The sequence below is a fragment of the Sporomusa sp. genome (genome assembly GCF_035561155.1).
In the GTDB taxonomy this organism is placed as follows: Bacteria; Bacillota; Negativicutes; order Sporomusales; family Sporomusaceae; genus Sporomusa.
In genome coordinates this window covers 1-18928 of the sequence record NZ_DATMYD010000072.1, presented here as the reverse complement: position 1 = coordinate 18928, position 18928 = coordinate 1, and the positions used below count along the sequence as shown (strand labels likewise).

The window sequence follows — 18928 nt, the reverse complement described above, 5'->3', positions numbered from 1 at the left end:
TATGAACATAAACACCTTTGTTGTCGCAAACCCTCATAAATGCATCGGCTGCAAGGCCTGTGAAATAGCCTGCGCAGTAGCTCATCTGGACACAAGTGTTGCTACTGCCGGCGCACTTGAAGCCCCATTTTTGCCGCGGCTTAGTCTGGTAAGAACGCCGATGGTTACGATGCCAATTCAGTGCCGCCAGTGTGATGATGCCCCTTGCGCCAATGTTTGTCTCGTTGATGCGATCACTCACCAGGACAACAAAATTATAGTCGATGCTGACAAATGTATCGGTTGTAAGACCTGCATGCTGGCCTGCCCGCTGGGTGCTATGGATATGGCACCTGAAATGGAAAACGGCCAGCCAGTGTACCAGGAAGGACTGCAGTTTGACGCTGAAGGACAGCCAGCCAAAGAAAAAATAGTTGCTCATAAATGCGATCTCTGTGCTGGTCGCGAAAACGGGCCTGCCTGTGTAGAAGTTTGTCCGGCTGCTGCATTTATTGTAGTGAAACCGGAAGATATGAAGAAATCGGTTAAAAATCGCCGCGTTGCCAGTGCTGCTGAAGTAGCTGGCATTAAGAAAGCTAACTAACGTAAAAACCCAGCACCGGGTGACGGATGCTGGGTTTTTACGTTATATGTTATGAGTGGGAGCGCATGATTAAGGGTACTTTATTCAGTAATTTTTTCAACCTTAACAGCACATACTTTAAGCTCAGGTATTTTAGCAATGGGGTCGGTAACAGAGTTGGTCAACTTGTTAATGGCCACCGCCGGATAGTGAAAGGATGTAAATACCAAACCTGGAGTAACTTTATCAGTCACTTTAACCGCTACTTCCACACTGCCGCGTCTGGAGGATAACCGTATCATTTCCCCGTCACAAATACCATAATTTTTAGCATCTGCGGGGTTCATTTCCAAGTGCTCCGTGCCGTATGCTACCTCAATGGTGCCGGTCCGTGCTGACATAGTGCTGGTATGGTAATGCTGGAGGCGGCGTCCTGTGCTCAATATCAACGGATATTCCGCGTCTTGTTGTTCGGCAGCAGGTACGTGTTCTACAGCATGGAATTTACCCAGTCCTCTGTTGAACCTGTCCTTATGCAAGTAAGGAGTTCCAGGGTGCTCAGCAGTTGGGCAGGGCCACTGCAGCCCGCCCTTATCCAGACGTTCATGACTCAAACCGCCATAAGAGGGGGTAACTTTAACCATTTCTGCAAAGATCTCGGCGGCTGATTCATACTTCATGGAATAACCCATAGCCTCAGCTACCATGCAAATAATTTCCCAATCAAGTTTGGAACTACCCACTGGCTCGATCGCTTTGCGCACCCGCTGTACACGACGCTCGGTATTAGAAAAAGTTCCTTCTTTCTCAGCAAAGCTGACTGCCGGCAGTACCACATCAGCCAGTTGGGCGGTTTCCGTCAGGAAGATATCCTGTACAACCAGGAAATCCAGTTCTTCCAGGGCTTCTACTACATGGTTGGCATCAGCATCGGCTAGTACTGGGTTTTCACCCATGATATACATACCCTTGACATGGCCATGACTAGCAGCTGTCATCATTTCGCCGACCGTCAGACCGGGTTTGTCCGGAAGTTCGCTAACACCCCAGGCGGTGGCAAACTTAGCCCGGTTTTCTTCAGAACTGATGGGCTGATAGCCTGGATAAACATTCGGCAAGGCTCCCATATCGCAGGCCCCTTGAACGTTGTTTTGCCCCCTGAGCGGGTTTACACCACTGAATTCTTTGCCAATTTGGCCGCAAAGCATCGATAAGTTGGCAACGGCGAAAACGTTGTGTGTGCCACAGACGTGCTGGGTAATACCCATCGTATATAATATAGAGGCAGTATTTGCTTTGGCATAAGCCCTAGCTACTTTTCTAATGATTTCAGGAGACACACCGGTAACTTCCTCAACGGATTCCGGGGTATACTTAGCCAACGTAGCCTTAAGAGCCTCGAAATCTTCAGTGCGTTCCTCAACAAACTTCTTATCCCACAGATCTTCGGCAATAATCACATTAGCCAAACTATTTAGCAGCGCAATATCGGAACCAGGCTTAATTTGCAGGTGGTAATTAGCCAGTGCAGCAAGTTCTGTTTTGCGAGGATCAGCTACTACCAAGGTGGCGCCATTCCGCACGGCCTGCTTAATCTTTTGGCCGATAATTGGGTGTGCTTCAGTGGTATTGGTACCAATGGCAAAGATTAAGTCCGTTTTGGCAATTTCTTTAATGGTATTGGTCATTGCCCCAGAACCAAATGATGCGGCCAGACCGGCCACAGTGGGGGCGTGTCAGAGACGGGCACAGTGGTCAATATTGTTGGTACCAATTACCGCCCGGGCATATTTGTTCATAAGGTAGTTATCTTCATTGCTACACCGGGCAGAGGAAAGCAAGGCAATGGAATCCGCACCGTGTGCGTTCTTAATAGACCCTAATTTTTCGGACACAAGGCCAATGGCCTCAGACCAGGATGCCTCAACGAACTTTCCGTCTTTTTTTATTAAGGGGGTAGTTAGCCGATCAGGATGATGAATAAATCCATAGCCAAAACGGCCCTTTACACATAGAGAGCGGCCATTGACTTCCCCATCAGTGGACGTTACCCCTATAACCTTGCCGTCTTTGACATTGAGTTCAAAAGTGCAGCCAGTTCCACAATAGGGGCAGGTTGTTTTGACCTTTTTGTCCGGCCTTCCAAAATTCTGCATCGGTTTTTCGGTTAACGCACCAACCGGACAAGCTGATACACAATTGCCGCAGAATACACAGTCTGATTGGTCTGTCGGTGTATCAAACGCAGTCGTTATTTTGCTGTCAAAACCGCGATCAGTCCATTCAAGTACGTCACAACACTGCACTTCTTTGCAGGTTCTGACACAGCGGCCACACAGAACACATTTGTTATTATCGCGAATGATAAAAGGATTGCTATCGTCAATGGCGTACTGGCGCTTTTCGCCGTCGAAACGCACTTGGCGAATACCAAGGTCAGTAGATAAACGCTGCAGTTCGCAGTCTAGATTGCGCTGACAATGCAGACAATCCTGCGGATGGCTGGCTAAAAGCAGCTCAACAACGGTTCTTCTGGCTTCACGAATGGCTGCAGATTGGGTGCGGACCACCATGCCGTCGGCGACTGGATAAGTGCAGGCCGTAACTAAAGTACGGGCACCTTCGACTTCGACCACGCAGATGCGGCAGGAGCCTTCTGGCGTTAGATCAGCAAGGTAGCACAGAGTCGGAATAGTAACTCCAGCCAAGCGAGCTGCCTCAAGTATTGTTGAATCGGAAGGAATTTGGACTTGTTTGTTGTCAATAGTAATTGTAAAAGTTGCCATATTCACTCTCCTTTGTTTGTGAGTTTGGTTTTCTACAAGAAAATGACGAGAAACACTCATAGTCTTTTTCCCACTTTAAATAACACTATCTCAGAAACCTGAGTGCTTATTACTTATTATAAATGCTTAAATAATTAATTGCTAGTTAATTATTCTGAATGGAATGAATATTACGCTCAAATGCTAAAGAAGAGTAGTTGTTTAAATATATTGAAACTTCCGATAGCATTAGCCAGCCACAACAGCCTGCCAAAACTTGACACTATCCATCTGAGCCAGTATAATGAAAACAACTGTATACAATCAGTAGCAATGAAGAGAAGAGTACGTTGACACGCCTGTTCAGAGAAGGGGCCCTAGGCTGCGAGGCCTTTCAGTATGCGCATTAACGGAAAGTCATCTCTGAGCTGCTGTGCTGAAGTTTAGTAGGCGCAGCCGGTGTGTCACGTTACGGCATTTCAAGCGTCTGGCGCGAGTGTGCGCCGGAAATCAAGGTGGTACCGCGGAAGTTAAGCTCTTTCGTCCTTACAGGGATGAGAGGGCTTTTTATTATGTTACACTACATATTCAAGGAGGCTATATGGAACAAGAACAGACGAATACTATTTCCACTGTGTATGACCCGCAGGCAGTTGAAGCCAAGTGGTATAAATATTGGGAAGAAAACCATTTATTTCATGCTGAGGTAAATAAGGACAAACCGCCATTCAGCATTGTCATTCCGCCTCCTAATGTAACCGGGCAGCTCCATATGGGACATGCCTTAGATAATACCCTGCAGGATATCCTTATCCGTTTTAAGCGTTTGCAGGGATATGACACGTTGTGGATGCCTGGCACTGACCATGCCGGGATTGCAACTCAAATCAAGGTGGAAGAAGTTCTTGCCCAAGATGGTAAAACCCGTTACGATCTGGGGCGTGAAAAATTTATTGATCGTGTCTGGGACTGGAAAGCCCAGTACGGCAGCCGTATAATCAATCAGCTCAAACGCCTTGGCGCCTCCTGTGATTGGGAACGTGAACGCTTTACTATGGATGAAGGCTGCTCTCAAGCCGTGCGTGAAGTGTTTGTCAGCTTATATGAACAAGGACTTATTTATCAGGGCAACCGTATCACTAACTGGTGCCCGCGCTGCAATACCGCACTTAGCGACATCGAAGTTGAACATGAGGAAAAGCCGGGCAACTTGTATCATGTCCGTTATCCGGTAGAAGGCGCGGCTGGTGAGTATGTAACAGTCGCAACAACCCGTCCGGAAACCATTCTGGGCGATAGCGGCGTAGCCGTACATCCGGAAGACATCCGATATAAGCATTTTATTGGAAAATATCTTATTCTGCCTATGGTTGGGCGTCGTCTGCCCATAGTGGCTGACGAATATGTTGACCCGTCATTTGGAACAGGCGCCGTAAAGGTTACCCCCGCCCATGACCCCAATGATTTTGACATGGGCCAAAGGCATAAACTTCCTGAAATAGTTGTCATGAATCCTGATGGTACCATGGCTGCCGACACCGGTAAATATGCCGGAATGGATCGCTATGAATGCCGCAAAGCCTTGGTTAATGACCTCAAAGACCAGGGATATCTTGTCAAAATTGACGAGCATAGTCATGCTGTTGGCCATTGCCAGCGTTGCAGTACTGTTGTTGAACCCCTGGTGTCTAAGCAGTGGTTTGTTAAGATGGAACCACTGGCTAAACCAGCTATTGAAGCGGTTACCTCTGGTAAAATTCAATTTGTGCCTGAACGGTTTACCAAAACTTATACTAACTGGCTGGATAATATCCGTGACTGGTGCATTTCCCGCCAAATCTGGTGGGGTCACCGTATCCCGGCTTGGTACTGCCAGTGTGGTGAAGTTACTGTGTCGCGTGAAGACATTACAGTTTGTCCTAAGTGCGGCGGTAACATTGAACAAGACCCTGATGTTCTTGACACTTGGTTTAGCTCGGCGCTGTGGCCGTTTTCCACTATGGGCTGGCCTAAAGATACAGCTGAACTTAAACAGTTTTACCCGACAAGTGTGCTAGTTACCGGCTATGATATCATCTTCTTCTGGGTAGCACGGATGATTATGATGGGGCTTAAATTTCAAGAGGATATTCCGTTCGGCCATGTATTTATTCACGGCCTGGTGCGCGACAGCCAAGGGCGAAAGATGAGTAAATCGCTGGGGAACGGTATTGACCCGTTGGAAGTTATTGACAAATACGGTGCGGACACACTGCGATTTATGCTGGTTACTGGCAACACACCCGGTAATGATATGCGTTTTTATTGGGAGCGGGTAGAGTCCAGCCGGAATTTCGCTAATAAGATTTGGAATGCTTCACGCTTTGTGCTGATGAATCTTGAAGGTTTTGATGCGGACTTTATGCCTGAGGCTAACTCATTTACTCTGGCCGACCGTTGGATTTTGAGCCGGTATAACACTACGGTTATTGAGGTAACCCGCAATCTTGAACGCTTCGAGCTCGGAGAAGCTGCCCGGATGGTGTATGAATTTATTTGGGACGAGTTTTGTGACTGGTACATTGAACTGGCAAAAGGTCGTCTGTACAATAAAGAAGATGCTGAAAGCCGGAAAGTGGCCCAATATGTTCTTAATTATGTTCTAAGTAATACTCTTAAGCTGCTGCATCCCTTTATGCCATTTATTACCGAGGCTATATGGCAAAGCCTGCCGCATCAGGGCGTAAGTATTATGACTGCCGGTTGGCCGATTGCAGATGCTAAAATGGAGAGCGTCCAAGATGAGCAATTGATGTGCGTTATTATGGAAACAATTAAGTCGGTGCGCAACATGCGGGCTGAAGTTAATGTACACCCAGGCAAAAAGAGCGAAGTACTCTTAAAATTTGCATCAGGTGAACTTAAAGCGCAGATTGAGGCCAATATTACCTATATTAGGACGTTGGCTGCTGCTGAGCCGGTAACTATTCTTGCGGCTGAGGCAGACACGCCTGAAAACGCTATGACTGCCGTTGCCAGTGGTGTGGAAATTTACCTGCCGCTTAAAGGGCTCATTGACATAGACAAAGAAACAGCCCGGCTAACCAAAGAACTTGACAGTTTGGATAAAGAAGTGTCCCGCATTGCAGGAAAACTCAATAACCCCGGATTTACCGCCAAGGCTCCGGCTGATGTCATTGAGAAAGAGAAAGCCAAACAAGCCGAGTATTTGGAAAAGCAGACAGCTATTAGAGAACGTCTGGAATATTTAGCCCGCCTGTAATAAGTTGCTTGAATGTAGCAATACCATCTCTGGTACTTAAATTATGTGGAGGTGCAGCAATATGACTTATGAACAAACGTTGGCATACCTCGAAAACCTAAGTAAGTTCGGGATTAACCTGGGTATGGCCCGCATTGAACGGCTGCTGGAACTCATGCAGCAGCCACAGCGCCGCTTTAAATCCATCCATGTCACTGGTACGAATGGTAAAGGGTCAACAACAGCCATGTTGTCAGCTATTCTGACAGCCAGCGGAATAAAAACCGGCATGTATACCTCGCCACATCTGGTTGACTACCCCGAACGTATGGTTGTTAATGGGCAAGAGATTACGAAAGAAGAATTTGCCCAGGCAATCCATTATACCAGCCAGTTTGTGGAGCAAATGCTGGCAGCAGGGTTTGAGCAGCCGACAGAGTTTGAAGTCATCACCGCTGCCGCCTTCTATTACTTCGCAGCCGTGGGCGTAGAATATGCTGTTATCGAAGTGGGACTGGGTGGATTGTTAGATTCGACCAATGTCATTATTCCTGAAATTTCGGTGATTACTAATGTTACGCTTGAGCACACCGATCGCTGCGGCTCTACTATTGCTGATATTGCTTATCACAAAGCCGGTATAATTAAAGACGGCGTGCCAGTAGTAACTGCTGCCAAAGGTGAGGCTCTTGACTTCATTAAGCGGACGGCCGCAGAGAAAAGTGCTTCAGTCTACGTTAGAGACGAGCATTTTTTCAGCCAATTTAAAGGTCTTGAAAACGGCAAACAGCAAGTGGCCATTGATGCAGGTGCCTTGGGTCAGTTTGAGACTGCCCTTAATCTTATTGGTTTACATCAGGTGGAAAACAGCGCAGTTGCTGTTACTACCGCACTTGTTCTGGGGGAAAATGATACTCGCATTACTCCCGCGGCAATCAAAAAGGCACTCGACATAGTACGCTGGCCGGGCCGGTTTGAAATAATAGCTGGTGAACCAGTCATTATTATCGACGGTGCTCATAATCCAGATGGTGCCCGGGTGCTTCGCCAGAACCTTGATCAGGTATTCCCGGGACGGGAAATAACCTTTGCCTTAGGTATTTTGCGTGACAAAGATGTATCAGGAATTATCCGTGAACTTATTCGTCCTAATGATACTGTTGTTACTGTACAACCCTTATCATACCGGGCGGCGACGCCTGAAGAGATCGCTCGGGAAATACAGGCTCATCATGTGGAAGCAGCGTCTGCCATCGATAGTGGTATTGATCGGGCCAAGGAATTGGCCGGCCCTCAAGGAGTTGTATGTGTAGCCGGTTCGTTATATTTAATTGGCGAAGCTCGCCAGATTATCCTCAATAAGTAGACAAATTAATTGTAATTGTATATAATAAATACTGGCGCTTGGGGTCTAATTCAAGCGCCAGTACTGTTTTGTTGCTTTGACTATGAAAACATATCATTAAATCGCAATATTCAAATAAACTACTAAGTAGAACTAGCAAAATCTTGAACCGTAGGTGAAACCGTGCATATTGCATACACATGTAGGAGCCAGCCCCAATTTCGACTTGATTATTTAATCGAACACTGCATTTTGGCTGTGGCCTTTTTTTTACCCCTGTCGCTAGATATCGCTACATTGTTTTTAGGGGTAGGCACAGTATTATGGGCAGGTAAGATGGTGCTATTAAAAAAACTTCTCTTAAAACGAACGCCATTTGATGAAATTATTGCTTTACTTGTCATTCTGTCGGCAGCATCGATTGGGGTATCGCCTGACAGAGACTTCAGTTTTTACAATTACTATCATCTAATGGGACGCTACATACTGATTTACTATCTTGTTATTAATAACCTAAACACGCTACAACAGCTCAAAAGGCTGGTATGGTCTGTACTGGCTTCAGCAGTAGTGGTCACTCTCTATGGCTTTTATCAGTATGTTCATGGTGTGGATATATCAGCTTTTCAGTGGGTGGATGGTGAACAGTTTCCTGAACTTAAAGTCAGAATTTTCTCTACGCTACAGAACCCTAATTTGTTGGCTGGCTTCTTAGTAGTCGTTATGTCGCTGGCTGTTGGACTAGGGCTGCATACAGAAAATATACAGGGAAAACTCCTGCTTTTTGCCCTTGTTGCCGTGCTGGGCACCTGTTTAGTACTTACCTATTCGCGCGGCGCATGGCTTAGTATTGTGGCAGTAACCGCACTATGCGGGCGTTTATACAATCGTAAGGTACTATGGGTGTTTTTAGTTATACCGGTCATTGCGCTCTTTTGTCATGACGGGGTGATAGAGCGCTTAATGTCAATTTTTAACCCGACAGATACTTCATCAACACTCAGGATAGCACTTTGGGAAAGTACAATTGCTATGATCTTAGACAAGCCGCTATTAGGTATTGGCTGGGGCTCATATTGGCTAGTGTACCCGGAGTACGACTTTTTTCTAAACAACCCTGCCACTACTATTGTTCACGCTCATAATATGTATCTGCATATTGCGGCTGAAATAGGGATTCCGGGGCTGCTTGTATTTTTAGCCATTATCTATGGTCATATCAAGAAAGCGACTGAGGTTTTGTCTCAGACAAAAAATCGCTGGGTAGCCGGAGCGATGCTTGGAGTGGTTGCTGCAGTACTCGGCTTAGCGGTAAACGGGTTTACTGACTATGTTATGTTTAATGTGCAGATGTCTATGCTGTTTTGGCTCTTGAACGCCGTAATTATAGCTGTTTGGGAGGCTAGTTACCGTTACAATTAGGTTAATGACAATGTAACTCTCATATGAGTGGCGCTAAAAATTCTTGGTGCCACTCAAATTATCTGTATTTTAATGGTAAATTCAAATTAATTACATTTTTCAGAAGGATTTATTGCAAATAACGCGAATATACCAACAATATTACTAATTATGATTTTCATAGGGGAATTAGCCCCTTAATTTTTTATAAGAAATATTGTGAAATTTCGCACAAACATTACATTTTTCTTGGAGGTATCCTAAGTGAAACTGGCCGAAATACGAAAGCTATTGGATGCCGAGGTACTCTGCGGAATGGAGTGGCTTGACCGGGAAGCAAAAAGCGCTTGCGGCTCAGACCTTATGAGTGATGTCTTGGCCTTTACAAAGGAACGGGCTATCTTACTGACCGGCCTGACAAATATTCAGGTTATTCGTACCGCTGAAATGAGCGATTTGGCTGGCATAATATTTGTGCGTGGTAAACGCCCTGGACCGGAGGTAATTGTAATGGCTCGGGAAATGGGAATACCACTGCTACTGACTAATAGGCAGATGTATGAAGCTTGCGGTGTGCTGTTTAAAGACGGGCTGGCTGGATCATCAACAAAGGAGGAAGCCCTTTGACGCACGAACAAGGCATAACACTGGAATTCGCACTGGAAGGCGCGGATTTTAACAGCGCTGGGGAGGCTTCAAGCAAAATTAAGCGCACTCTGCAGCAACTTGGTATTCGTCCTGATATTATCAGGCGAATTGCTATCAGTGCCTATGAAGCCGAAATGAATGTTATTATTCATGCGTATCGCGGCACTATCAGGGCCGATATTCATCCTGACCGCACAGAGGTGACTGTGACTGACGAAGGTCCTGGGATTCCTGATATTGAACTTGCCATGAAAGAGGGTTTTTCAACGGCACCTGATTACATCAGGGAGATGGGGTTTGGGGCCGGAATGGGTCTGCCCAATATGGCCCGTTGTACAGATAAATTTGACATTAAAACTGAGACTGGAATAGGAACGAAACTTAGTATGGTTATCTATCACTAACCCCTAAGTTTAGTTTTGAGACTAAGACTATGTATAGTTTGGTGGTGAAAAGTAGTGCAAGAACGGTATCATTCGGTTCGCTTGATCGATGAGAAGTGCCAGGGGTGCGTGAACTGCACGAAACGCTGCCCTACTGAAGCTATCCGCATCCGGGGCGGCAAGGCGCAAATAACCTCCTCCCGGTGTATTGACTGTGGCGAATGTATTCGCCATTGTCCAGGACACGCTAAGACGGCAGTGACAGATGAACTCGCCGATCTTAAAAAATTTAAGTACAATATTGCGCTCCCAGCACCCACTCTCTATGGCCAGTTTAACGTGGACATCCCCGTCAGGGCTATCTTGTCAGGCTTGCTAAAGTTGGGTTTTAACGAAGTATTTGAAGTGGCTCATGGGGCTGAGATTGTGTCACTCGCTATCAGAGATTACTTAAAGCGTACAGATATCGTTCGGCCGGCTATTTCCTCGGCCTGTCCGGCTGTTGTCCGGTTTATTCAGGTCAAATTTCCTGAACTTATTGACCATTTGGCGCCGTTTGATGCCCCGGTTGAAGTTGCCGCACGGTTAGCCCGGGCTGAGGCCGAAGGCATACTTGGCCTTGCGCCGGAGAACATTGGCGTATGGTTTATCACGCCGTGTCCGGCGAAGATGACTGCGGTATATCAGCCGCTTGGGGCGGAAAAGTCTGATATTACCGGTGCCATTGCCATTAGTAAAATTTATCCTGATTTATTAAAAGTAGTAACCGCCGAGATTCAAGACGCCAGACGCCAAGCGTCCTGGGTAGGAGTCGGATGGGCGGTTCCAGGCGGTGAGACGACCGCTGTTGGAGCAGATAATGTACTGGTGGTACATGATATTCATCATGTGGCTAATGTATTAGAACAAGTTGCCTTAGGCAAACTCAAGGACGTTGATTACATTGAGGTGCTGGCTTGCGCCAGTGGCTGTATTGGCGGCGCGTTAACTGTTGAAAACCGGCATATCGCCGAACACCGGATGAAACAGCGTATTGCAAAGAAAAAAGTGGAGGATCCTAAATTTGGCAGGCTACCACGAACCGATTACTCTGAATTTGAACTGGGAGTAGCTGGACGGCGGGCGATTGAGCCTAAACCGGTGTTGCGCCTTGATGCTGATATTTCCAAGGCCATGACCAAAATCGAGTTTATGGATAGGACCTTAAAAAGTCTGCCCGGGCTCGATTGCGGCTCCTGCGGTTCTCCAAATTGTAAAGCTTTGGCTGAAGACATTGCTCAGGGGCTAGCCAGTATGACTGACTGCGTATTTATCTTGCGTAAAAAGGTACGGGATTTGGCTTATGAAATGGTCGATCTGGCTGACAAGTTACCTCCGCCGCTTGATAAAAACCAAGAGTAATGAACCCAAAAGATAAATCAATGTTGGGAGGATTTAATTGTGACTGTTGAAGAATTAATGGCATCTTTTCCGCTGGAAGTGGTGTCAGGTCAGTCCAAGCTCGGTAAAGAAATTAGCGGCGGTTATGTTTCTGATTTGCTGAGCAATGTCATGGGGCAGGCACGTGCCGGCAACGTCTGGGTTACTATGCAGGGACACCAGAATATTGTGGCCGTAGCTTCACTGGCCGGTCTTTCCGCCGTTATTATTGCAGGCGGTGTTACACCTGATAAAGATGCTGTTCGCAAGGCAGAAACAGAAGAAATCGTCATCCTTACAACTCAACTTTCGTCTTTTGAAGTGGCTGGACGGTTATACCAACTGGGTATTGCCGGGGAATGATGCGCCGGTTTGTGGCTGATCTTCATGTGCATACCCTGTTGTCACCCTGTGCGGCTGTCGAAATGACGCCGCGAAATATTGTGTGGCATGCGGTAGAACATAAGATTGATATAATTGCCATTACTGATCACAATGCTTGCGATAATATTCCTGCTGCCTTGGAGGCGGCTAAAGGCACCGATCTTACTATACTGCTTGGTATGGAAGTTGAAAGTAAAGAGGAAGTTCATCTTATCATCTTGTTTGATAAAATGAGTCAAATGAAAGAATGGGAACAATTTACCAAGAATCATATGTCAGGACGGCTCAATGATGTGGCTCGGTTTGGCGCTCAGTTCATTGTGGACGCTGATGATAATCTTATTGCAGAAAAACCAGAACTCTTACTAGCGTCCCTGACTGCTGGTGTTGCAGAAATCTCTGAACAAGTAAAACGCCTGGGAGGAATATGTATTGCCAGTCACATTGACAGGCCTATATACAGTATTATCTCGCAACTGGGGTTTATCCCGCCTGATGTTGAGTTGGCAGCTGTCGAAGTATCAAGGCATATGAGTGTGGAACATGCACCTATGCGTATTCCTGCTATTGGCTGCCTTCCTGTAATAACTGCCTCGGATGCCCATGTAATGGAGGATTTTGTAAATGGCCCCAAAACTGCCTTTTACCTTGAGCAACCAACATTAGGCGAAATCCGGCAGGCATTATTATCTCAAAATTTGCGAAAGGTGGTGGTTTAAGCCACTGTTAACTAGTTTTACCAGTAGAATCGTGATTTTTTCATAAGGAGGATGTAACATGAACAGTGACAAGGACAATAAATGCTGCTGCTGTGGCGGCGGCGAAGCAGGCAAGCTGGCTCTCGACCAACTGGACGCAATACTTGCAAAATACCAGGGGGTTAAAGGGGCTCTCATCCCAGTTCTCCAGGAAGCACAACATGCTTATGGCTACTTGCCTAAAGAAGTAATTCAGTGTATTGCTGTGAAGATGGCGATTCCTGTTAGTCAAATCTATGGCGTAGTAACTTTCTATTCCCAATTTCACCTAAACCCCAGAGGTAAACATATTATCCGTGTTTGCCAGGGTACTGCTTGCCATGTACGTGGCGCCAAAGCAATTCTCACCACTATAGAAGACAGTCTAAAAGTCAAAGCTGGCGGTACTACTCCTGATCTTAAGTTCACGTTAGAAACCGTAGCCTGTATAGGAGCCTGCGGGTTGGCTCCAGTACTAATGGTCAATGATGATACCCATGGCCGGTTAACTCCTGAATTAATTCCTGAGATTTTGGCTAAATACGCCTAAATTGAACTGATATGCGTGAACTATCACTTCATATCCTGGACTTGGTGCAAAACTCGCTTGAAGCCGGGGCAATGATTGTAAAACTTGAGGTTATAGAAGATTTAGCTGCAGATGTTATGCTTATCCGAGTTTCTGATAACGGACGGGGTATGGATGAAAAGCTTCGCCAACTAGTAATCGACCCCTTTGTTACCACCCGGATTACTCGGCGCATAGGGCTGGGCTTGCCGTTAATGGACATGTCTAGCAAACGCTGTGATGGATATTTAAAAATTGATTCTACACCAGGTCAAGGTACAATAATAGAAGCCAAGTATCGCCATAGTCACTTAGACCGGCCGCCACTGGGCAACATGGTAGAAACCATTAAGGCAATACTTGTTGCTAACCCAACACTGGACTTTTCGTATCATCATACTGTCAATGACAGAAGTTATACGGTTTCTTCCCGGGAGTTAGCTGATATTTTAGATGGTGTTTCGCTAACTCAACCAGATATACTAGTCTGGCTCCACGAATACTTGTCAGATAATATAGCCAATTTGTACGGAGGTGTCGAAAAGTGAAAACAATAGAGGATTTAAAACGCCTACGGGAACAGCTTAAGACCAAAAACACTGTGCGCCACGAAGGTGGAACACAAATCATTGTAGGTATGGGTACTTGTGGTATTGCCGCTGGGGCTCGTCAAGTTATGACCGCTATTTTAGATGAGATTGCTAAGCAAAATCTTCAGACTGTTAAGATAAGCCAGACTGGCTGTATCGGCATGTGCGAAAAAGAAGTTCTTGTCGATGTTGTTCGTCCTAATGAGCCGAGGATAACTTACGGCAGAGTTACGGCGGCAGACATCCCCAAAATTATCACCGAGCATGTCGTTAACGGTCGGATTGTAGCAGAGCTTGCTATCGGCAAATTCACTGATTAAATATACAACTTTGGTAGATTAACGGGAGGGGATAGTATGGAACATATAAGAGCGCATGTGCTCATTTGCGCCGGAACTGGCTGCGTGTCTTCAGGCTCGAAAAAAGTTGAAGCAGCTTTCCAGCAAGAACTGGTCAAAAAAGGCTTGGATAAAGAGGTAAAAATTATAGAAACCGGCTGCCATGGCTTCTGCGAAATGGGTCCGCTGGTAATTATTTATCCTGAAGGAACCTTCTATGTTCGCGTTCAGGAAACAGACGTGCCTGAACTGGTTGAAAACCATCTCTTTAAAGGTCGTATTGTAGAACGGCTGTTATATAAAGAGCCAATTACTCATGAAAAAATTCCTAGCTATAATGATATTGTTTTTTATAAGAAACAAATGCGGTTTGTGCTGGCCAATTGCGGTCACATCGATCCTGAAGATATAAACGAATACATTGCTGAGGGCGGCTACGAAGGCCTTGGTAAGGTACTCACTGAAATGAAGCCGGAAGATGTTGTGGCTGAAGTCAAGAAAGCTGGTCTCAGGGGACGGGGAGGCGGTGGTTTCCCAACAGGTATGAAATGGGAATTCACCCGTAATGCTCCAGGAACTAAAAAATATATAGTCTGTAATGCTGACGAAGGTGACCCCGGCGCATTCATGGATCGCAGTGTGCTTGAAGGCGACCCTCACCGCATCATTGAAGGTATGGCGATCTGCGGCTATGCCATTGGCGCAGATGAAGGCTATGTGTATGTACGGGCCGAATACCCTCTAGCAATTAAGCGGCTTAAAATTGCTATTGAGCAAGCGATGGAAATGGGCCTGTTGGGTGACAACATCTTAGGCTCAGGCTTTAACTTCAAACTAAAAATTAAAGAAGGCGCCGGCGCCTTTGTGTGCGGCGAAGAAACTGCCCTGCTCGCGTCAATTGAAGGGAAGCGCGGTATGCCGCGTCCACGCCCGCCATTCCCGGCTATTTCCGGTCTGTGGGGCAAGCCTACCAACATTAATAACGTAGAAACTTTCGGCAACGTGCCGCACATTATTACAAAAGGCGCTGACTGGTATGCCTCAATTGGTACCGAGCGCAGCAAAGGCACCAAAGTATTTGCGCTTACCGGCCGCATTAATAATACCGGTTTGGCCGAAGTTCCCATGGGTATTAGCATGCGTGAAATTATTTACGAAATTGGCGGCGGCATACCTAACGGCAAAAAGTTTAAGGCTGTACAAATCGGCGGTCCGTCCGGCGGCTGTCTGCCTGAACATATGCTTGATTTGCCGGTAGATTATGACTCCCTTATTCAGGCCGGCGCTATGATGGGATCAGGCGGTCTGGTTGTTATGGACGAAACCACTTGTATGGTTGACGTTGCTAAATTCTTCCTCAACTTCACCCAATCCGAGTCCTGCGGCAAATGTACGCCTTGCCGTGAAGGCACCAAGCGTATGCTTGAGATCCTTACCCGCATTACCGACGGGCAAGGACGCCCCGGAGATATTGCGCTCTTAGAGTCTATGGCAAAAAATATTAAGACTACCGCGTTGTGCGGTCTTGGTCAGACTGCCCCCAATCCGGTACTTTCAACTTTACGCTATTTCCGCGATGAATACGAAGCCCACATCAACGACAAACGCTGTCCGGCCGGCGCCTGCAGCAATCTGCTACAGTATAGCATTACCGAGACGTGCAAAGGCTGCGGTCTGTGCAAAAAGGTATGCCCGGTTGAAGCCATCAGCGGCGAAGTTAAGGCTCTGCACGAAATTGATTTGGTCAAGTGTATCAAATGTGGTGCCTGCTTTGGTAAATGTCCGTTCAAATCAATCGTTAAAGGCTAATGCTGGTTAACATACTGTGAATACCCAAATGAGTAGAGAATGTTTGGGAGAAGAGAGGGTGACACGACGATGGAAATGGTTAATATAACAATCGATGGACAAAAGGTAGCTGTGCCTAAAGCATCGACTGTTTTGGAAGCTGCAATTTCACTTGGAATAAAAGTTCCGACTTTGTGCTATCATCCTGAGCTGCGTGTAGAAGGGGCCTGCCGGGTGTGCATGGTGGAAGTGGAAGGCGCCCGCAGTTTGGTAGCATCTTGTGTATATCCGGTAAATGAGGGCATGGTTGTTCGCACGAATACTGCGAATGTACGTGAAGCCCGCAAAATGGTAGTTGAGCTTTTATTGGCCAACCACCCCACTGACTGCTTATCATGCCAACGCAACTTAAACTGCGAACTGCAAAATATTGCAGCTGATCTTGGTGTTAGGGAAATCCGGTTTGATGGTGAAAAGAAAAACTATCCGCTTGATGATAATAATCCCTCATTGGTTCGCGATCAAAGCAAATGTATTCTGTGTGGCCGCTGCATCCGTGCTTGCAGCGAACGGCAAGGGGTACATGTGTACAGTTTTGCCAACAGGGGCTTTAATACAACTGTTGTTCCAGCCTTTAACTTAGGCTTAGACGAAGTAGCCTGTACCTACTGCGGCCAATGCGCTGCTGTATGCCCGACTGGCGCTATTGTCGAAAAAGATAATACAGAGGAAGTATGGCAAGCCATCAGCGATCCGTCTAAGCATGTAATTGTTCAGACTGCTCCTGCTGTGCGCGTAGCTTTAGGTGAAGCGCTTGGCCTGCCGCATGGTTCAATTGTTACCGGTAAGATGGTGTCTGCTTTAAAACGGTTAGGCTTTAATAAAGTTTTTGACACAGATTTTTCTGCTGACCTTACCATCTGGGAAGAAGGTTCAGAGTTTATTGACCGCCTGAGTAATGGCGGGAAACTGCCAATGATTACCTCCTGCAGTCCTGGCTGGGTTAACTTCATTGAATTGAAATACCCTGACCTCTTAGACCATCTATCATCTGCTAAGTCACCGCAACAAATGTTTGGCGCTTTGGCTAAGACCTACTATGCAGAAAAAGCAGGTATTGATCCTAAGGATATCGTTTCTGTGTCCATCATGCCGTGTACTGCCAAAAAAGCGGAAGCCGCGCGTCCAGAGATGAATTCCAGCGGTTATCAGGATGTTGACTATGTTCTGACAACCCGTGAATTGGCCCGCATGATCCGCGAGGCTGGCTTAACGTTCGGAAGCCTGGAAGAAGCCGAGTTTGATGCTCCCCTTGGTATTGGCTCAGGCGCTGGCGTAATCTTCGGTGCTACCGGTGGTGTAATGGAAGCAGCTCTCCGGACGGTTGTCAAACTAGTTACCGGCAATGAACTTAACAATATCGAGTTCCACGCTATTCGTGGCATGACTGGCATTAAAGAAGCCGAAGTACCTGTAAAAGAAGGCTTAACTGCCAAAGTTGCGGTAGCTCATACCTTAGCTAACGCCCGGGTGCTTTTAGACAAAATCCGCGCTGGCGAAGCCGATTATCACTTTATTGAAATAATGGCTTGCCCTGGCGGCTGCTCTGGTGGCGGCGGACAGCCTATCATTACTTCTGCCGAACACCGGCAAAAACGTATTGACGCTATCTATGAGTGTGATAAATGCTCCACACTGCGGAAGTCTCATGATAACCAGGCTGTTGCCGAACTGTACGAAACTTGGTTAGGTAAACCGCTGGGCGAAAAGTCGCACCACCTACTGCATACTCATTATCATCCGCAAAATAAATGTTAAATTCCCGAAGGGATGTCCGCTGGACATCCCTTTTTTATTATGTTTTAGCATAATTAATTGATATATGTGAAAATATATCTCAATTAATAGCTATTTTAAATAGACGTAGCAGGAATTTACAGGTATGAGTGAGAATAAATTACAAACAATAAAAGAACATAAGCTGCTGATATGAGCGCTGACTACTGCTAGGGAGAGTTGTTTCAATGAAAGAACACAAAGAGAATGCTGTAATCTCTAAAGCAACGATTGATAGGCTGCCACTTTATTACCGTACCCTTAAACTAAGTCAGGAAGAGGGTATTGAAATTATATCTTCTGACGAATTGGGTCGGAAAATTGGGGTTACACCGGAACAAATACGCAAAGATTTATCTGCTTTCGGTGAGTTTGGGAAAAAGGGTGTTGGCTATTATGTACGCGAACTTATGCGTAATATTGGCGAAATTCTCGGGCTTAATCGTAAGTGGAATATTGCTATTACAGGTGTGGGGCACTTAGGCTGGGCCTTGGCTAATTATGCTAACTTTTCACCTCAAGGATTTCAACTTCAGGCTATTTTTGATGTTGACACTGACAAAATAGGACGGTATATTAATGAAGTGGAAATTTTCCACATCGACCGGATGGCGGAAATAGTGGCTGACAAGGATATTCAGATCGGGATTATAACCGTACCTGCCGAATATGCTCAGGATATTGCTACACGCTATGTCGAGGCTGGGATTAAAGGCATCTGGAATTTTGCCCCCATTAAGCTAGATGTACCTACCAGCATTCATGTAGTAAGCGAAGACTTGTCTATAGGTCTAAGCAGCATGTCGTATTATCTTTCACGCCAATAACGACAAATTCCTACAAAAAAATATAAATTTTTTTAAAAATTTGGGTTAAAGTAGCAGGATTTTGATTTTTATCGTAGAATACCTATAGTATAAAAC

The 18928-nt window shown here is 46.1% G+C and carries 16 protein-coding genes and 1 other annotated feature; of the genes, 15 read left to right on the top strand and 1 reads right to left on the bottom strand.

Features of this window, described 5'->3' with window-relative positions; all coding sequences use genetic code 11:
- The first annotated feature begins 1 nt into the window (after position 1).
- A complete protein-coding gene (locus VN447_RS09390) occupies positions 2–583 on the top strand; it encodes a 4Fe-4S dicluster domain-containing protein (RefSeq protein ID WP_325524966.1) in 582 nt (193 codons plus the stop codon).
- Between the two features lie 80 nt (positions 584–663).
- Here the strand turns inward: VN447_RS09390 and fdhF are convergent, their stop codons facing one another.
- Positions 664–3348: a formate dehydrogenase subunit alpha gene (fdhF, locus tag VN447_RS09385; RefSeq protein WP_325524964.1), complete on the bottom strand. Its 2685-nt coding sequence runs from the start codon at positions 3346–3348 to the stop codon at positions 664–666.
- Between the two features lie 303 nt (positions 3349–3651).
- Positions 3652–3878 (top strand) — a binding site (T-box leader).
- 50 nt (positions 3879–3928) lie between these two features.
- Between fdhF and VN447_RS09380 the strand changes: the two genes are divergently transcribed.
- The 14 genes from VN447_RS09380 to VN447_RS09315 all read left to right on the top strand — a co-directional run bounded on the left by VN447_RS09380 (position 3929) and on the right by VN447_RS09315 (position 18832).
- Complete coding sequence (locus tag VN447_RS09380) at positions 3929–6589, top strand: valine--tRNA ligase (protein ID WP_325524963.1); 2661 nt, start codon at positions 3929–3931, stop codon at positions 6587–6589.
- Between the two features lie 61 nt (positions 6590–6650).
- The gene (locus tag VN447_RS09375) at positions 6651–7934 is read left to right on the top strand and encodes a folylpolyglutamate synthase/dihydrofolate synthase family protein (protein ID WP_325524961.1); all 1284 of its coding nucleotides are present in this window, start codon (positions 6651–6653) and stop codon (positions 7932–7934) included.
- A gap of 315 nt (positions 7935–8249) precedes the next feature.
- A complete protein-coding gene (locus VN447_RS09370; RefSeq protein ID WP_325524959.1) occupies positions 8250–9335 on the top strand; it encodes an O-antigen ligase family protein in 1086 nt (361 codons plus the stop codon).
- A gap of 243 nt (positions 9336–9578) precedes the next feature.
- On the top strand, positions 9579–9941 hold the full coding sequence (locus VN447_RS09365; protein ID WP_325524957.1) for a DRTGG domain-containing protein: 363 nt from the start codon (positions 9579–9581) through the stop codon (positions 9939–9941).
- Positions 9938–10366 (top strand): anti-sigma regulatory factor, encoded by a 429-nt coding sequence (locus VN447_RS09360; RefSeq protein ID WP_325524955.1) that lies wholly within the window; start codon positions 9938–9940, stop codon positions 10364–10366. The genes VN447_RS09365 and VN447_RS09360 overlap by 4 nt, the downstream gene beginning before the upstream one ends.
- 54 nt (positions 10367–10420) lie before the next feature.
- Complete coding sequence (locus VN447_RS09355; RefSeq protein WP_325524953.1) at positions 10421–11746, top strand: [Fe-Fe] hydrogenase large subunit C-terminal domain-containing protein; 1326 nt, start codon at positions 10421–10423, stop codon at positions 11744–11746.
- A gap of 39 nt (positions 11747–11785) precedes the next feature.
- Complete coding sequence (locus VN447_RS09350) at positions 11786–12127, top strand: DRTGG domain-containing protein (protein WP_325524952.1); 342 nt, start codon at positions 11786–11788, stop codon at positions 12125–12127.
- Entirely contained in the window at positions 12124–12867 is a 744-nt protein-coding gene (locus VN447_RS09345) for a PHP domain-containing protein (protein WP_325524950.1), read from the top strand. Before VN447_RS09350 ends, VN447_RS09345 begins: the two co-directional genes overlap by 4 nt.
- Positions 12868–12925: 58 nt before the next feature.
- Positions 12926–13435, top strand: a complete 510-nt coding sequence (gene nuoE / locus VN447_RS09340) for an NADH-quinone oxidoreductase subunit NuoE (RefSeq protein WP_325524948.1) — start codon at positions 12926–12928, stop codon at positions 13433–13435.
- An 11-nt stretch (positions 13436–13446) separates the two neighbouring features.
- Positions 13447–14001: an ATP-binding protein gene (locus VN447_RS09335; RefSeq protein WP_325524946.1), complete on the top strand. Its 555-nt coding sequence runs from the start codon at positions 13447–13449 to the stop codon at positions 13999–14001.
- Positions 13998–14363 carry a (2Fe-2S) ferredoxin domain-containing protein gene (locus VN447_RS09330; protein WP_325524944.1) on the top strand — a complete coding sequence of 122 codons (366 nt, stop codon included), beginning with the start codon at positions 13998–14000 and terminating at the stop codon, positions 14361–14363. Before VN447_RS09335 ends, VN447_RS09330 begins: the two co-directional genes overlap by 4 nt.
- Before the next feature lie 36 nt (positions 14364–14399).
- The gene (gene nuoF / locus VN447_RS09325) at positions 14400–16190 is read left to right on the top strand and encodes an NADH-quinone oxidoreductase subunit NuoF (protein ID WP_325524942.1); all 1791 of its coding nucleotides are present in this window, start codon (positions 14400–14402) and stop codon (positions 16188–16190) included.
- A gap of 69 nt (positions 16191–16259) precedes the next feature.
- Positions 16260–17987: an NADH-dependent [FeFe] hydrogenase, group A6 gene (locus VN447_RS09320; protein ID WP_325524940.1), complete on the top strand. Its 1728-nt coding sequence runs from the start codon at positions 16260–16262 to the stop codon at positions 17985–17987.
- Between the two features lie 206 nt (positions 17988–18193).
- Positions 18194–18832 carry a redox-sensing transcriptional repressor Rex gene (locus VN447_RS09315; RefSeq protein ID WP_325524939.1) on the top strand — a complete coding sequence of 213 codons (639 nt, stop codon included), beginning with the start codon at positions 18194–18196 and terminating at the stop codon, positions 18830–18832.
- Positions 18833–18928: the final 96 nt, after the last annotated feature.

What these genes read in the sequence shown, in the direction of transcription:
- nuoE (WP_325524948.1), top strand. Translation starts at nt 12,926, where the DNA reads ATGAACAGTGACAAGGACAATAAATGCTGCTGCTGTGGCGGCGGCGAA.
- nuoF (WP_325524942.1), top strand. Translation starts at nt 14,400, where the DNA reads ATGGAACATATAAGAGCGCATGTGCTCATTTGCGCCGGAACTGGCTGC.
- VN447_RS09335 (WP_325524946.1), top strand. Translation starts at nt 13,447, where the DNA reads ATGCGTGAACTATCACTTCATATCCTGGACTTGGTGCAAAACTCGCTT.
- VN447_RS09345 (WP_325524950.1), top strand. Translation starts at nt 12,124, where the DNA reads ATGATGCGCCGGTTTGTGGCTGATCTTCATGTGCATACCCTGTTGTCA.
- VN447_RS09370 (WP_325524959.1), top strand. Translation starts at nt 8,250, where the DNA reads ATGGTGCTATTAAAAAAACTTCTCTTAAAACGAACGCCATTTGATGAA.
- VN447_RS09320 (WP_325524940.1), top strand. Translation starts at nt 16,260, where the DNA reads ATGGAAATGGTTAATATAACAATCGATGGACAAAAGGTAGCTGTGCCT.
- VN447_RS09390 (WP_325524966.1), top strand. Translation starts at nt 2, where the DNA reads ATGAACATAAACACCTTTGTTGTCGCAAACCCTCATAAATGCATCGGC.
- VN447_RS09375 (WP_325524961.1), top strand. Translation starts at nt 6,651, where the DNA reads ATGACTTATGAACAAACGTTGGCATACCTCGAAAACCTAAGTAAGTTC.
- VN447_RS09380 (WP_325524963.1), top strand. Translation starts at nt 3,929, where the DNA reads ATGGAACAAGAACAGACGAATACTATTTCCACTGTGTATGACCCGCAG.
- VN447_RS09315 (WP_325524939.1), top strand. Translation starts at nt 18,194, where the DNA reads ATGAAAGAACACAAAGAGAATGCTGTAATCTCTAAAGCAACGATTGAT.